Consider the following 13736-nt stretch of genomic DNA (forward strand, 5'->3'; position numbering starts at 1 on the left):
TTAAAATAAAAAAAGGCTTCAACTTTAATATGTTGAAGCCTTTTATATAGATAAAGCAATGACAGAAGATAACGAGGATTTTTTAGACGAAGAATTTTTAGACGCTAATAATAATATCGATATTGATGATGAAAATAAAGGTCTTTATGAGCATCTCAATATTACGGTTGATGGTAATCAGGAACCTTTAAGAATAGATAAATTTTTATTTAATTTTAGACAAAACTCTTCCAGAAATAAAATTTCGCAGACCTGCCGTGCCGGAAATGTTGTAGTTAACGGAAATCCTGTAAAGCAGAATTATAGAGTAAAACCGGGAGATCAGATTTCTGTTTTACTAACGCATCCACCCCGTGAAAACTTCATTGTTCCGCAGGATATTCCTATTAATATTGTATACGAAGATGACGATTTGGTTGTTGTAGACAAAGAACCGGGAATGGTAGTACATCCTGGATTTGGAAACTGGGACAAAACCTTGGTAAATGCTTTAGCCTTTCATTTTCAGAAAAATGGGCAGAAATCAGATTTAGACAGAGTAGGTTTGGTTCACAGAATCGATAAAGATACATCGGGTCTTTTGGTAATTGCCAAAAATGAATACGCATTGAGCTTTCTTGCCAAGCAATTTTTCGAAAGAAAAACCAAGCGTCTGTATTGGGCATTTGTCTGGGGAAATGTGAAGGACGATGAAGGTACCATTACGGGGCACATCGGGAGGCATCCCAAAAATAGAATGCAGATGTACACTTACGTTGACGGAAGCCAGGGAAAGCACGCCGTTACACATTATAAAGTTTTAGAACGTTTCAAATATATGACCTGGGTAGAATGTAAACTTGAAACAGGAAGAACGCATCAGATCAGAGCGCATTTCAAACATATCGGTCATACATTGTTTAATGACGAAAGATATGAAGGGAATGTTGCATTGAGAGGAGTGAATCTCCCTAAGTATAAGCACTTTATAAAAAATGTGTTCGATGTTTTACCAAGACATGCGCTTCATGCACACACTTTAGGATTTATACATCCAACTTCCAAAACGGAATTGTATTTTGAGAGCCCAATGCCGCAAGATATGGCGGATGCTGTAAAAAAATGGAGAAATTATTTAGAAAACTAAAAATATATTGAGATTTTTTTTATATTTGTTGAATTGAAATCAAGATTTGTTATGAGAAAACTATATGCTATCGTATGTTTAGCTCTTTTGTCGAATGCATACAAAGCACAAGAATCACTACCATACTATCAACAATATCTTTTGGATGGTGAGTTCCTGTTCAACCCTGCTCAATACGGTAAAACAGACTACGTACAGCTTAACCTAAACTATCAACAACAATTTTCAAAATTTAGCGAGTCTCCCAACGTACAGTCGGTGGGGATCAATGCTAATATTTTTGACAGAGTAGGAGCGGGTCTTTCCGTTTTTAGAGATAGTAATGGCCCTATTTCAGCTGGAGGTATTACTGCAGGTGCATCTTATTTTATCCCACTTAGCAGTGAAGGAGAGAGAAAAGATCAGTTTTCTTTTGGTACAAGTGTTAATTTTTATAATATGAATTTTGATTATTCTAAAATTAATACTGAAGACGGTTACGACCCATTGTTGCAAGGTAATGAAAGTAATATCTTTATGGCGTATGCAAACTTCGGTTTAGCAGCTACGTATAGAGGAATTTTCGGGGGTGTTTCGGTAAACGATATTGCATTAAGCAATGACGAATCTATCGTAAACAACTACGAGCCTTCTCCTATCAAATTTTTCTTAAACTTAGGATACGATTGGAATATCGCAGACAATATTGCAATATCTCCATCAGTTTTGGTTAACTTAAATACCAATTCTACAAGAATGACAGACTTCAACTTGATGGCTACATTCTCTAATGATATCAATGCATTCTCTTTTGGGGTAAGCTACAGAGCGGTTCAAAACAGATTTGATAATCAGGAATTAAGTGTTTCACCTATCGTAAAAGTAAGATTCAATAAATTTATGATTGGTGCTACATACAACCTTGGAATGTCTGATATCCAGACGTATGGAGGAAACAGCTTTATGCTTGGTCTTGGTTATAACTTCGATAACTTTATTAATCATAGAGGATTTAGATATTAATCAATTTAATTTAAATAAATTTGAGCTCTGAAATTTTTCAGGGCTTTTTTTATGATTTACATTCACATCCCTTTCTGCAAACAGAAATGCAGCTATTGCAATTTTCATTTTTCCACTTCTTTGAATTTTAAAGATGAAATGCTGGATGCAATGAAAAAGGAAATTTTCCTCAGAAAAGATGAGCTTCAGAACAAAAATTTACAGTCTCTATATTTCGGTGGCGGAACTCCCTCTGTACTTTCGGCAGATGAAATAAAGTCTTTAATTGATGAAGTTTTAAAACATTTCAATTTTAATAATGACATTGAAATTACTTTGGAAGCCAATCCTGATGATTTAAATTCTCAATTTTTAAAAGGACTGTCATGTTCTCCGATTAACCGTTTGTCTATCGGAACGCAAAGTTTTTTTGATGAAGATCTGAAACTGATGAATCGTGCACATAATGCCTCCGAAGCAGAAAGTTCTATTAAAAGAGCGCAGGATTTCGGATTTGAAAATTTGAGTATTGATTTAATTTACGGTTCACCCAATTCCAATCTGGAGATATGGAAGGAAAATTTAAGCAAAACAATTGCGCTTGAAGTTCCACATATTTCGTCTTATGCTTTAACGGTTGAGCCAAAAACGGCTTTAGAAAACTGGATTTCGAAAGGAAAAGTTTCAAATCCTAAAGAAGAAGAGCAGAATCGTGAGTTTTATTACATGATTGATTTTCTGAAAGATCATGGTTTTAATCATTATGAAGTCTCTAATTTTGCCAAAGAAGGATTTTATTCAAGACACAATTCTGCATACTGGAAATATCAGGAATATTTAGGTATTGGCCCTTCCGCACATTCTTACAACGGAAATGATGTACGAAGCTGGAATGTAGCCAATAATCAACAATACATCAAAAAATTAAATTCAAATATTTTAGCCAAAGAAACCGAAATCCTTTCACAGCAAGACCAGTTCAATGAGATGATTATGATTAGTTTAAGAACGATTTGGGGCGTAGATCTGACAAGTTTAAATCAAAAATTTTCACCCAATATCTTAGATAAATTTAATAAAGAAATTCAGCATAAAATAGAGGAAGGAATTTTAAAAATTGAAGATAATCACCTTAAGATTCCTGAAAAACATTGGTTTATGGCAGACGGAATCGCTTCAGATTTATTTATTGTCTAGGCTGGAAGTCAGAAGCTAGAAGATGGAAGGCTTGTTTGTGAAAAACTTCCAACATCCGGCTTCCAACATCCGACAATTTCACTATTTTTGTACCAAATTTCACATCGTTTGAAAACTAAAAAACAAGATTATTCGCATCTTTCGCCAAAGCAGCCTATCGGTATTTTTGATAGTGGAGTGGGAGGTTTAACGGTTGCCAAAGAAATAAAAAGACTTCTTCCCCATGAAGATCTTATTTATTTTGGGGATACTAAGCATCTTCCTTACGGTGAAAAATCAAAAGAAGCGATTATAGAATATTCTACGAAAATTTCTAATTTCCTTTTAGAACAAAACTGCAAAGCGATTGTAATTGCCTGTAATACGGCTACGGCAAATGCATTGCAGGATGTTATGAATTCAGTTGCAGGGAAAGTTCCTGTGATTGACGTTATCAATCCTGTTGCCGAAAAAGTGGCGTACGAAATTCATAATAATGTTGGGGTTATCGCAACGAAAGCAACGGTAAATTCGGGTTTGTATAAGAAGAGCATCCGTAAACATAATAAGTTTATTAAAGTAGATGAACTGGCGACTCCGCTTTTGGTTCCTGCGATTGAAGAAGGTTTCAAAAATCATCCGATTACCCATTCTATCATTTACAATTATCTGAGTAACGCCAAATTGAAAAATATTGAAACATTGATTCTCGGCTGTACCCACTATCCGCTTTTGATCGATGAGATCAAGCAATATTACGGAAATCGCGTTCGCGTGATTGATTCTCCAAATATTGTTGCTAATCATTTGACGATTATTTTAGATAAATATCATCTTTTGAATGATAATAATCCAAAGCCGAATTACAAATTTTACCTTTCGGATATCACCAAAAATTTTGAGAAAATCTCCAAGAAATTCTTTGGTAAGACCATTGATTTAGAATTGAAAGTATTATAAAACGAAAAAAGACTCATGATGAGTCTTTTTTTTATTCTGCAATGTCGCTATTTTCAGCTTGTGTCTCGATTTCAGTTTCCTGATAAGGTTCGTAAAAACTGAAGCTCACATTCCCGTATTTTCTGGTGAATTTATAATTCGGATGATCAAGCTTTAATCTGCTTTGATGTTCCACGATCAAAATTCCGTTAGGCTTCAGATATTTATTTTTTAGAACCAAAGAAAGCAATTCGTGATACTTTTTTTCCTCAGTTTCAAATGGTGCATCAGCAAAAACGATTTCGTAAGATTTATTATTTCTGAATTTTTTAAGCCAGTCAAAAACATCCCCTCTTTGCGTATTTACCTGCAGACTCATGTCAAGTTCTGAAGCAGTAGCATTGATAAAAGATGTATGTTTCGGGTTCATTTCAACCGAAGTCACATCCTGGCAACCTCTTGACGCAAATTCAAAAGTAATGGAGCCAATTCCTGCAAAAAGATCAAGAACGGAAATCGACTGCATATCGTAAGTGTTCTCCAAAATGCTGAAAAGGGCTTCTTTAGCAAAATCGGTGGTTGGTCTTACATCAAAGTTTTTGGGAGCGGCTATTTTTTTTGCTTTCCATTTACCGGCAATTATTCTGTACATTTTTTGTTAGATTTTAGATGATAGGTGAAAGGTAGCAGCAGCGGAAACTAAATCCTAAAATCTGCATCCTATAACCTAATTAAGGATAAAATTCTTGTTCGGAACATTATCATAGACAACTTTCAGGTTTTTTACAAACTTCTGAAGTTCTGAAATGAATGTTTCATTCTCTGTGGTTTCACCATACACATAAAAATAGGTTTCGTTTATTCCAAAACCGATTTTACTTAACGTAAACATCACAAAATAAAGAAAGTCTACTTCCGAATTGACATCCAAGTTATTATAAAGGATGATTTTTTTATTTGAAATCGCAAAAAACTCACATTGGTTATGATAAAGATTGATGTGAATTTCTTTATTATTCTTATTGTTGATCGAGTTTAAAAATTTCTCTCCAGAAAAATTAAATTTTACCGGAACTGAAAGATCTTTTATTTTATTATAAAATTCTTTCGGAAAAGTATAATAAAACTGTAGCTTAAACTTTTTGTTTACAGAAAGCATCAGTTCTTCATTTTCTTTGTCAACAGGCGCATTGAAGGCAATAAGATCATATCCCGAATCGTGATCTTCAAAACCTTCGGGCATTAAAGTAAAATGATTCAGTGCAGAAACTACAGAAATTTCGTCATATCTCTGTTTTAGCAATGCATCTTCCAGCTTCGCTGAAATGAAATTCTTGGGCGATTCTTCGTTTACGAAATAAGACTTTTCCTCCAAAACACTTTTGTTTTTGATGATTTGGTAGATCAGCCCGTCTTTGGTAAAAAGTAAATTTAGTACGTTCATATTACAATTGTTGCAAATTTAGTGAAATTCTACCATTACCGCACCCGATTGATGATGAAGTATTTCTTTATTGTAAAAATCAAGATTGGGCTGGCTTTCAAGTACGTCCCAAACTAAATTTTGAAGTACACCATCGCCAATGCCGTGGACAATTTCAAGTCTTTTTAAATGATTTTTGCGGCAAAAATTAATCGTTTGAATCAGTTTTTCCTTTTGCAGAAACAGTCTTTCAAAACTGTCATAATCATGCGGATTCTTTACCAGATTCTGAAAATGTAAATCAAGAATTAATGGACTTTTATCGTGCTTTTTAGAAATTACTTTTCTGGGTTCGGCTTTTTTTATGATTTTAATATTTTCATAAATTTCAGCATCTTTCGGAACCAGCTTTTCTTTCGGATATTGATAGGTAAAACCATATTCGTCTTTAAAAACCACAATATTTCCATTCACCGAAGTAATCACTCCGCTTAAATCTTCATCCACTACCGAAACTTTATTGCCAATTTTCATAATTATCTTTCATCGCAAGGAACGAAGCAATCTTTTATTTTTTTTAATTTTAACTAACTAACTAACTAACTAACTAGCTAACTATAAACCTTTGGACCCAACTCAATAATCGCCAGATCCTTTATTTCTTCACCATCAATTACAAACTGCATCATCGTTCTCATTTTATGCCAGCCTTGTTTTCCGCAAGCTCCCGGATTTAGATGCAGCAATTTATATTTATCATCATACATTGCCTTTAAAATATGAGAATGCCCAGAAATAAATAATTTCGGAGCTTTTTCTGAAATTTCTTTTTTGGCTAAAGGAGTATATTTTCCGGGATAACCGCCAATATGGATCATTAAAACTTCTACATTTTCACAAAAAAAACGGTTTACTTCAGGAAATTCAGAACGGATTTTTATGCCGTCGATATTTCCGTAAACTCCTTTTAAAGGCTTTATTTTTTCGAGTTGCTCAATAATCTCAAAGCTTCCAAAATCTCCGCAATGCCAGATTTCATCAGCTTGTTTTGCGTAATCTAAAATTCGATCATCAATATAAGAATGGGAATCGGAGAGGAGTAAAATTTTGGTCATTGTTTAACGTAAACTTTTTTGAGATTTCAAATTTACTTAATTATACTGAATTGTTTAAATTTGAGAAAATTTTAAAATAATGAAGCACAACTTCTCTTTATTCTTTCTTTTAGTTTCTTTCATCTCTTTTGCACAGGTTGAAGAAAAAAAATTAGACGAACTTATTCAAAATACGTTAAAAACTTTTGATGTTCCGGGGATGTCGGTCGGTATCATCAAAGATGGAAAAATAATTTATTCAAAAGGTTTTGGGGTACGTTCATTAACAACAAAACAACCAATGGATGACAATACTTTGGTGGGAATTGCATCCAATTCTAAAGCTTTTACATGTACTGCTTTGGCGATTTTAGCAGATGAAGGAAAACTAAATTGGGATGATAAAGTTTCAAAATATATTCCCGAATTTCAAATGTACGATCCGTACGTCTCTCAAAATGTAACGATCAAGGATTTGGTGACTCACAGAGCCGGCTTAGGTTTGGGACAGGGTGATTTGATGTTTTTTCCGGAAGGCGGGAATCTTACGGTGAATGATATTATACATAATGTAAGGTATTTAAAACCTGAAAACCCTTTCCGTACAACTTTAGATTATAATAACATCATGTTTATTGTTGCCGGAGAAGTGATTCACCGAGTTTCAGGATTAAGTTGGGCCGATTTTATCGAACAAAAAATCATGAAACCGGTTGGCATGACTTCAAGTTTCGGAAGTTACAACAGAGCAAAAACAGTTGCTAATAAAATTGATGCGCATGCTCCTGTTGATGGAAAGGCCATCGCCGTTCCTCATGATTGGAACGAAACGGGAAATGCCGCTGGCGGAATTATGAGTAACATTAAAGATATGACGACTTGGGCAGAATTTCTTCTGAATAATTTCACTACTAAAGATGGTAAAAAATTAGTTTCAGATAAAAACGTTCAGCAGCTTTGGAGTTTGCAGATTCCTGATAAGGTTGCAATGAAAAACCCTTACGATACGAGCTTTTACGGATATGGTTTAGGTTGGTTTTTAAGTGATGTGAAAGGTCATAAACAAGTACAGCATACCGGCGGATTGATTGGAACGGTTACTCAGTTTACTTTGATTCCGGACATGAAATTGGGAATTGTAGTTTTAACAAATCAGCAATCCGGAGTAGCTTTCAACACGATTACAAACACGGTGAAAGATTCTTATTTAGGAATTGCCGACAGAAACTGGCTGAAAAACTATGCCGACAGAATACAGAAGGTAGAAGCAGAATATAATAAACAGAAAAAAGATGCTTTCGCAAAATCTGATGCTTTCAAAAAAGATAAAAATCTACAGCCAAAAGCTGAACAGTTTGTCGGAAAATATAGTGATCAATGGTTTGGCGATGTGGAAATTGCTCAGCAGGCAAATACTTACAGGATTTCTTGTAAAAACTCTCCAAGACTGAAAGGTGAATTGCTTCCTTTTTCAAATAATACCTTTATTATCAAATGGGATGACAGAAGTTATGATGCCGATGCGTACATTATTTTTAGTTATGATGAAACTGGAAAAGCAGAATCTGCAAAAATGAAAGCAATTTCAGATATTACAGATTTCAGTTTTGATTTTGATGATCTTGATTTGAGAAGAAAGTAATGTTTTTTAAGAATTAAAATAGTGATTTATTATCAATAGAAACGGGCTTTAGCCCGTTTTTCTGTTTCTAAAATTAAATGGGCTAAAGCTGAAACTTAAGCTCATATTTTCAAACCCTCCTCGTCAAAAATTCTTTCGCCCTTCCAAAGGATGAAATTTTACGTGTTTATAATTAATTAAATTTTCCCGGGTTCGTAAAAGAAAAGTAGTTTCTTATCGGCTCCGTCAAACTGTGCCCAAGAATCACATTCAATTTGAAATCCTGCAACACCACAAGTCGGGAAATGAAAAATATCCTCAGAAATAGAATTGGCAAAGTTGGAAATACCATTATTGTGTGAGAAAAACGCAACCGAATTCACATCATTATTTAAATCATAGATGACCGACTGAAAATTATTTTCAGAAGGATTATATAGTTTTTCGTCTGTTACAAAAGTTGAATTATAGGTCTGATTAAAAATTTTGCAGGTAGCCAAAGCTCTTACTGCAGGGCTGGAAACGAAATAGTCTATAACGATATCATTATTTTTTAAAAATTTAGACATCTTTAAAGCATCCAGCAAACCTTTATCTGCCAAAGGTCTGTCGAAGTCGCTGGTCTCTTCGGGCCAGTCACTTTTTGCATGTCTTACGAGGATAAGTTTCTTCATTGTATTGAGTTTGAGTAAGATAAAATTAAACAAAAATTAACGTATAAAAAACATGATTTATAAAAAAAACTGTGTTAGGAATAAAATGAGTAAAATTTCTTAAATTTGCAGACTTATGGGACAGATCATTGCTATAGACTACGGTAAAGCACGTTGTGGCGTTGCAGCAACCGACGATATGAAGATTATTGCAAGTGGTCTTGATACTGTGGAAACACGTTTTCTGATGGATTTTTTAAAAAAATATACCGTTGAGAATAGTGTGGAAGCAATTGTGGTAGGTCTTCCTGTAGATTTGAAGGGTAATATTTCAGAAGTAGAAACAGATATTTTAGGGTTTATAGAAAACTTTAAAAAAGAATTTCCACAAATTGAAGTTCATCGTCTTGATGAAAGATTTACCTCAAAAATGGCTTCGTTTTTTATTTCGCAAAGCGGAAAAAGTAAAAAGCAGAGACAACAAAAAGGATTAATAGATAAAGTAAGTGCAACCATCATATTGCAGAATTTTTTAGAACAAAAAACAAGATGATTTTACCAATAAGAGCTTTTGGAGATCCTGTTTTAAGAAAAACGGGAAAAGAGATAGACAAAAATTATCCGGATCTGCAGGAATTGATCGATAATATGTTTGAAACGATGTACAGTGCAAACGGTATTGGTTTGGCTGCCCCGCAGATCGGTTTAGATATAAGAATATTTATCGTAGACGTGACGCCTTTGGCTGAAGATGAAGATTACGAAGATATTGCCGAAGAGTTGAAAGACTTTAAAAAAGTCTTTATCAATGCTCAAATTCTTGAAGAATCTGGCGAAGAATGGAAGTTTAACGAAGGCTGTCTTTCTATTCCTGATGTAAGAGAAGATGTGAAAAGAAAAAGCACAATTCTGATTGAATATTATGACGAAAATTTTGTAAAGCATACCGAAACTTTTTCCGATATTAGAGCCCGCGTAATTCAGCACGAATATGATCATATTGAAGGAACTCTTTTCACTGATCACTTAAGTGCCTTGAAGAAAAAGCTGGTAAAAGGAAAACTTACAAAAATCACTCAGGGAGAAGTATCTATTAGCTACAAAATGAGATTTCCAAAATAATTTAAACTAAGAAATATATTATTATAAAAAGCGTTATAGCTTTTACTGAAATTAAAAAAATAAAATTATGCTGTTAGAAAAAATAATTTCAATCTCTGGGAAACCAGGTCTTTACAAATTGGTATCGCAGTTGAAAAACGGATTCATCATTGAAGAAGTTACTACCAAAAAGAAAGTGAGCATCGGTAATTCTAGTCAGGTAAGCTTGCTAGATAATATCGCAATGTTTACTTTTGATAAAGAGGTTCCTTTGTTTGAGGTTTTTGAAAATATTGCTAAAAACTACGATTACAAAGAGACGATCAGTCACAAATCTTCAGAAGCTGAATTGGCTGAGTTTATGGTTGCATCTCTTCCAAACTACGATACAGAGAGAGTTTACAATTCTGATATTAAGAAATTGGCTCAATGGTACAACATTCTTCACAAAGCTGGATACATCACTCCAGAAAGTTTTGTAAAAGCAGAACCGGAAACTGTAGAAGGTGAAAGCGCTGAAGGTGATATCACTGCTGACAAAGCGGCTCCGAAAAAAGCGGCTCCAAAAGCAGATAAGCCTGCAACTCCAAAAGTAAAAGCAAGTACAGGAGCTAAAGCAGCTACGAAAAGTACACACAGAAAAATGGGATAATTTAGTTGATCTCAACTACTATAAACCTCGTCAGCAATGATGAGGTTTTTTTTGTTAGAATTAATAATTTGCAAAATTTCTTCTTCCCCAACCCTAAAGGGAGGAAGAAATTTATATTTTAAGGGAGTGCATAAAAATCAATTTACTCCTTTTAGGGTTGGGGAAATAAATTGATTTTTATTTTGAATAGACAGTAAAGAAGCTTTATTATAATTAAATTTGTAAGACTTTTGAATTTTTAAATATGAATACCAGACAGGAAAAACTCGAAGCTTTCGGAAGACTTTTAGATATTATGGATGATCTTCGTGAAAAATGTCCGTGGGATCAGAAACAGACTTTACAAACATTGCGTCACCTCACTTTGGAAGAAACGTATGAGCTTTCTGATGCGCTTTTGCAGGAAGATCTTACCGAGATTAAAAAAGAGCTAGGCGATGTACTTCTGCATCTGGTTTTTTATGCTAAAATAGGTTCAGAAAAAGAAAGCTTTGATATTGCTGATGTTATCAATTCGTTAAATGAAAAACTCATTTTCCGCCATCCTCATATTTATGGAGATACCGAAGTGAAAGATGAGGAAGAAGTAAAACAGAATTGGGAAAAACTAAAACTAAAAGAAGGCAACAAATCTATTTTGGGCGGTGTTCCTAAAGGATTACCAAGTATGGTAAAAGCCTACAGAATTCAGGATAAAGTAAAAGGAATTGGCTTTGAATTTCATGATGCTGAAGATGCCTGGAAAAAAGTAGATGAAGAAATCAACGAGTTTCATGCAGAAACAGATTCAGATAAAAAAGAACAGGAATTGGGCGATGTATTTTTCTCATTGATTAATTATGCAAGAATTTTAGGTTTAAATCCTGATTCGGCTTTAGAAAGAACCAATCTGAAATTTATTTCAAGATTTCAGAAAATGGAACAGCTTGCAGCTGAGACAGATTTAAAATTAGCTGATATAACTTTGGAAGAAATGGATGTTCTCTGGGAAAAAGCAAAACGTTCAGAATAAATGAAAGTCGATCATCCTGTCCGAAACCGGTTTCAATATCTTATTGAAATGAAGAAAACCGAGCGAAAATGGCATTTCCCGTTTCTTGCTGCATTGTGCATTGGTATTCCACTTTTGTTAGGCTGGTTTTCCGGAAAACCAAATTACGGAAGTCTTTCGAGTTTGGGAGCGTTGACGATATTGTATTTTATTACAGCACCAATCAGTCAGCGAATGATTCATTTGGCGGTTTGTGCTTTTGGGATTATATTTTCCTTTACGATCAGTCTTTTTTTTAGTTTTAATATTTATACAGCGGCATTATCTGTCGGGATTGTCTCTTTTCTGTCACATTTTATCACTTCTTATTTTAAAATTCCACCACCGGGAAATTTCTTCTTTATTATGTTGGCGGCGATGGCAAGTACGTATCAGTTTGATTTGGAAATGATTCCAATAAGAGTTGGTTTGGTGACAATGGGAGCTATTTTATCGTGTTCATTGGCTTTTCTCTATTCAGTTTTTGTTGAAAAAAGTGAAATGGTCAATGTTCCCCGAAGAGTTTTTAAGAAGAAAAGATATACGAAATTTGTTGAAAGTGCGATTATAGGATTAATCATGATGTTGACTTTAATTGTCGGTCACCTTTTAAAATTTCAAAATACATATTGGATCTCCATTTCTACTGTTGCCATTATTCAGGGCCGAAATTTTGAACATGTGCGTCAGAGAAATATGCACCGTATTTTCGGAACTTTCATTGGTTTGGGTTTGGCATGGCTGATTCTGCTTTTTGATCCCGAAAAAATTGTAATGATCGGAATTATTGTAGTTTTACAATTCGTGGTTGAATTGATGATCGTAAGAAATTATGGTTTCGCCGTCATATTTATTACGCCGCTTACCTTACTTTTAATAGAAGTAGGAAGTACCGTTCATCATGAGGTTGAAAATCTGATGCAGGCAAGATTGCTCGACACCATTATCGGAAGTCTGATGGGATTGGCTGCAGGTTTTTTTCTGCATCACCAGCAAATCATCAATCAATTGGAGAAAAATATCAGATATTCTTTTTTTCAGTTTAAAAAATTAAAAATAAAACTATGCGCATTCTCGTTGTATTTGCTTTTATGTTAATGAGCTGCAATCCGAAAGCTCAGGATTCAGTAACAAAATCGCAGGAAGATTTGAAAACAGAATTTTCACTACCCAAAAAACTGAAAGAAGTTTCAGGAATTGCCCTTTCTCAAGATCAGAAAACCATTTGGGCAATTGAAGATGCCGGAAATAAAAATGTAGTTTATGGGCTCAACCGACAAGGTGAGTTGGTTACTGATGTGCTTGTAGAAAATGTAGAAAATAACGATTGGGAAGATATTACAAAAGATGCAGCCGGAAATATTTACATTGGAGATTTTGGAAATAACGAGAATGACAGACAAAATCTTTCCATCTTAAAATTAGATTTAAAAAACGATTCTCAGAAATCTACAAAGGTCATTCAGACGACTAAATTTCATTATGAAGGACAGACTGAATTTCCTCCCAAAAAATCTAATTTACTGTACGATTGCGAAGCCTTTGTAGAGAAAGACGGAAGTTTTTATTTATTTACAAAAAACCGAAGCAAAGGATTTGACGGAACATTTCTTGTTTTCCAGATTCCAAATAAAGAAGGCGATTTTGAAGCAAAATTAATTGGTAAATTAAAACTGGAAGGAGGTTACAGTGATGCCGCCATTACATCAGCTGCCATTAATTCTAAAAATGAAATTGTGCTTTTAACACATAAAAATATTCATGTACTTTCAGGGTTTACGGCAAATGATTTTAATTCAGCTAAAATTCAGAAAGTGCCTTTAAATCACAATTCACAAAAAGAAGCTGTGGTTTTCGTTGATGATAAAACTTTGCTGATTGCTGATGAAAAGGATAAAAAAGAAGGTGGAAATGTGTATAAATTTAGTTTGTAATTTTTA

Annotated in this window: 16 protein-coding genes; 11 read left to right on the forward strand and 5 right to left on the reverse strand. The window is 34.1% G+C overall.

The window, feature by feature from the left end; translation table 11 throughout:
- The first annotated feature begins 58 nt into the window (after positions 1–58).
- The 4 genes from EG358_RS04190 to murI all read left to right on the forward strand — a co-directional run bounded on the left by EG358_RS04190 (position 59) and on the right by murI (position 4243).
- Entirely contained in the window at positions 59–1126 is a 1068-nt protein-coding gene (locus EG358_RS04190; RefSeq protein WP_076557712.1) for an RluA family pseudouridine synthase, read from the forward strand.
- Positions 1127–1177: 51 nt separating this feature from the next.
- A complete protein-coding gene (locus tag EG358_RS04195; protein WP_076557714.1) occupies positions 1178–2128 on the forward strand; it encodes a PorP/SprF family type IX secretion system membrane protein in 951 nt (316 codons plus the stop codon).
- A gap of 51 nt (positions 2129–2179) precedes the next feature.
- Complete coding sequence (gene hemW / locus EG358_RS04200; RefSeq protein ID WP_076557716.1) at positions 2180–3304, forward strand: radical SAM family heme chaperone HemW; 1125 nt, start codon at positions 2180–2182, stop codon at positions 3302–3304.
- Positions 3305–3412: 108 nt separating this feature from the next.
- Entirely contained in the window at positions 3413–4243 is an 831-nt protein-coding gene (gene murI / locus EG358_RS04205; RefSeq protein WP_076557718.1) for a glutamate racemase, read from the forward strand.
- A gap of 31 nt (positions 4244–4274) precedes the next feature.
- On the opposite strand, the gene EG358_RS04210 is transcribed toward murI, so the two are convergent.
- From EG358_RS04210 to EG358_RS04225, 4 genes are all read right to left on the reverse strand, one after another.
- Positions 4275–4874, reverse strand: a complete 600-nt coding sequence (locus EG358_RS04210) for an RsmD family RNA methyltransferase (RefSeq protein WP_076557719.1) — start codon at positions 4872–4874, stop codon at positions 4275–4277.
- 75 nt (positions 4875–4949) lie between these two features.
- Positions 4950–5666, reverse strand: coding sequence for a DUF3822 family protein (locus EG358_RS04215; protein WP_076557721.1), 717 nt, complete (start codon positions 5664–5666; stop codon positions 4950–4952).
- An 18-nt stretch (positions 5667–5684) separates the two neighbouring features.
- Positions 5685–6179, reverse strand: a complete 495-nt coding sequence (locus tag EG358_RS04220; protein ID WP_076557723.1) for a Smr/MutS family protein — start codon at positions 6177–6179, stop codon at positions 5685–5687.
- A 77-nt stretch (positions 6180–6256) separates the two neighbouring features.
- The gene (locus EG358_RS04225; RefSeq protein WP_076557725.1) at positions 6257–6760 is read right to left on the reverse strand and encodes a metallophosphoesterase family protein; all 504 of its coding nucleotides are present in this window, start codon (positions 6758–6760) and stop codon (positions 6257–6259) included.
- A gap of 79 nt (positions 6761–6839) precedes the next feature.
- Here EG358_RS04225 and EG358_RS04230 point away from each other — a divergent pair, with 79 nt between their 5' ends.
- Complete coding sequence (locus tag EG358_RS04230; protein ID WP_076557727.1) at positions 6840–8381, forward strand: serine hydrolase; 1542 nt, start codon at positions 6840–6842, stop codon at positions 8379–8381.
- A gap of 176 nt (positions 8382–8557) precedes the next feature.
- Here the strand turns inward: EG358_RS04230 and EG358_RS04235 are convergent, their stop codons facing one another.
- The gene (locus EG358_RS04235; protein ID WP_076557729.1) at positions 8558–9034 is read right to left on the reverse strand and encodes a SixA phosphatase family protein; all 477 of its coding nucleotides are present in this window, start codon (positions 9032–9034) and stop codon (positions 8558–8560) included.
- A gap of 115 nt (positions 9035–9149) precedes the next feature.
- Between EG358_RS04235 and ruvX the strand changes: the two genes are divergently transcribed.
- The 6 genes from ruvX (at position 9150) to EG358_RS04265 (ending at position 13730) form a co-directional block, all read left to right on the forward strand.
- Positions 9150–9566 (forward strand): Holliday junction resolvase RuvX, encoded by a 417-nt coding sequence (gene ruvX, locus EG358_RS04240; protein ID WP_076557732.1) that lies wholly within the window; start codon positions 9150–9152, stop codon positions 9564–9566.
- The gene (gene def / locus EG358_RS04245; RefSeq protein WP_076557734.1) at positions 9563–10135 is read left to right on the forward strand and encodes a peptide deformylase; all 573 of its coding nucleotides are present in this window, start codon (positions 9563–9565) and stop codon (positions 10133–10135) included. The genes ruvX and def overlap by 4 nt, the downstream gene beginning before the upstream one ends.
- Before the next feature lie 67 nt (positions 10136–10202).
- Entirely contained in the window at positions 10203–10766 is a 564-nt protein-coding gene (locus EG358_RS04250; protein WP_076557737.1) for a DUF5606 family protein, read from the forward strand.
- Positions 10767–11010: 244 nt separating this feature from the next.
- A complete protein-coding gene (mazG, locus tag EG358_RS04255) occupies positions 11011–11778 on the forward strand; it encodes a nucleoside triphosphate pyrophosphohydrolase (protein ID WP_076557740.1) in 768 nt (255 codons plus the stop codon).
- The gene (locus EG358_RS04260) at positions 11779–12894 is read left to right on the forward strand and encodes an FUSC family protein (protein ID WP_076557743.1); all 1116 of its coding nucleotides are present in this window, start codon (positions 11779–11781) and stop codon (positions 12892–12894) included.
- Complete coding sequence (locus EG358_RS04265) at positions 12861–13730, forward strand: hypothetical protein (RefSeq protein ID WP_076557746.1); 870 nt, start codon at positions 12861–12863, stop codon at positions 13728–13730. Before EG358_RS04260 ends, EG358_RS04265 begins: the two co-directional genes overlap by 34 nt.
- Positions 13731–13736 lie beyond the last annotated feature (6 nt).

It is taken from the genome of Chryseobacterium indoltheticum, assembly GCF_003815915.1.
Taxonomy (GTDB): Bacteria; Bacteroidota; Bacteroidia; order Flavobacteriales; family Weeksellaceae; genus Chryseobacterium; species Chryseobacterium indoltheticum.

What these genes read in the sequence shown, in the direction of transcription:
- EG358_RS04220 (WP_076557723.1), bottom strand. Translation starts at nt 6,179, where the DNA reads ATGAAAATTGGCAATAAAGTTTCGGTAGTGGATGAAGATTTAAGCGGA.
- EG358_RS04225 (WP_076557725.1), bottom strand. Translation starts at nt 6,760, where the DNA reads ATGACCAAAATTTTACTCCTCTCCGATTCCCATTCTTATATTGATGAT.
- EG358_RS04215 (WP_076557721.1), bottom strand. Translation starts at nt 5,666, where the DNA reads ATGAACGTACTAAATTTACTTTTTACCAAAGACGGGCTGATCTACCAA.
- EG358_RS04230 (WP_076557727.1), top strand. Translation starts at nt 6,840, where the DNA reads ATGAAGCACAACTTCTCTTTATTCTTTCTTTTAGTTTCTTTCATCTCT.
- hemW (WP_076557716.1), top strand. Translation starts at nt 2,180, where the DNA reads ATGATTTACATTCACATCCCTTTCTGCAAACAGAAATGCAGCTATTGC.
- EG358_RS04210 (WP_076557719.1), bottom strand. Translation starts at nt 4,874, where the DNA reads ATGTACAGAATAATTGCCGGTAAATGGAAAGCAAAAAAAATAGCCGCT.
- EG358_RS04260 (WP_076557743.1), top strand. Translation starts at nt 11,779, where the DNA reads ATGAAAGTCGATCATCCTGTCCGAAACCGGTTTCAATATCTTATTGAA.
- EG358_RS04250 (WP_076557737.1), top strand. Translation starts at nt 10,203, where the DNA reads ATGCTGTTAGAAAAAATAATTTCAATCTCTGGGAAACCAGGTCTTTAC.
- EG358_RS04190 (WP_076557712.1), top strand. Translation starts at nt 59, where the DNA reads ATGACAGAAGATAACGAGGATTTTTTAGACGAAGAATTTTTAGACGCT.
- mazG (WP_076557740.1), top strand. Translation starts at nt 11,011, where the DNA reads ATGAATACCAGACAGGAAAAACTCGAAGCTTTCGGAAGACTTTTAGAT.
- ruvX (WP_076557732.1), top strand. Translation starts at nt 9,150, where the DNA reads ATGGGACAGATCATTGCTATAGACTACGGTAAAGCACGTTGTGGCGTT.
- EG358_RS04195 (WP_076557714.1), top strand. Translation starts at nt 1,178, where the DNA reads ATGAGAAAACTATATGCTATCGTATGTTTAGCTCTTTTGTCGAATGCA.
- EG358_RS04235 (WP_076557729.1), bottom strand. Translation starts at nt 9,034, where the DNA reads ATGAAGAAACTTATCCTCGTAAGACATGCAAAAAGTGACTGGCCCGAA.
- def (WP_076557734.1), top strand. Translation starts at nt 9,563, where the DNA reads ATGATTTTACCAATAAGAGCTTTTGGAGATCCTGTTTTAAGAAAAACG.
- EG358_RS04265 (WP_076557746.1), top strand. Translation starts at nt 12,861, where the DNA reads ATGCGCATTCTCGTTGTATTTGCTTTTATGTTAATGAGCTGCAATCCG.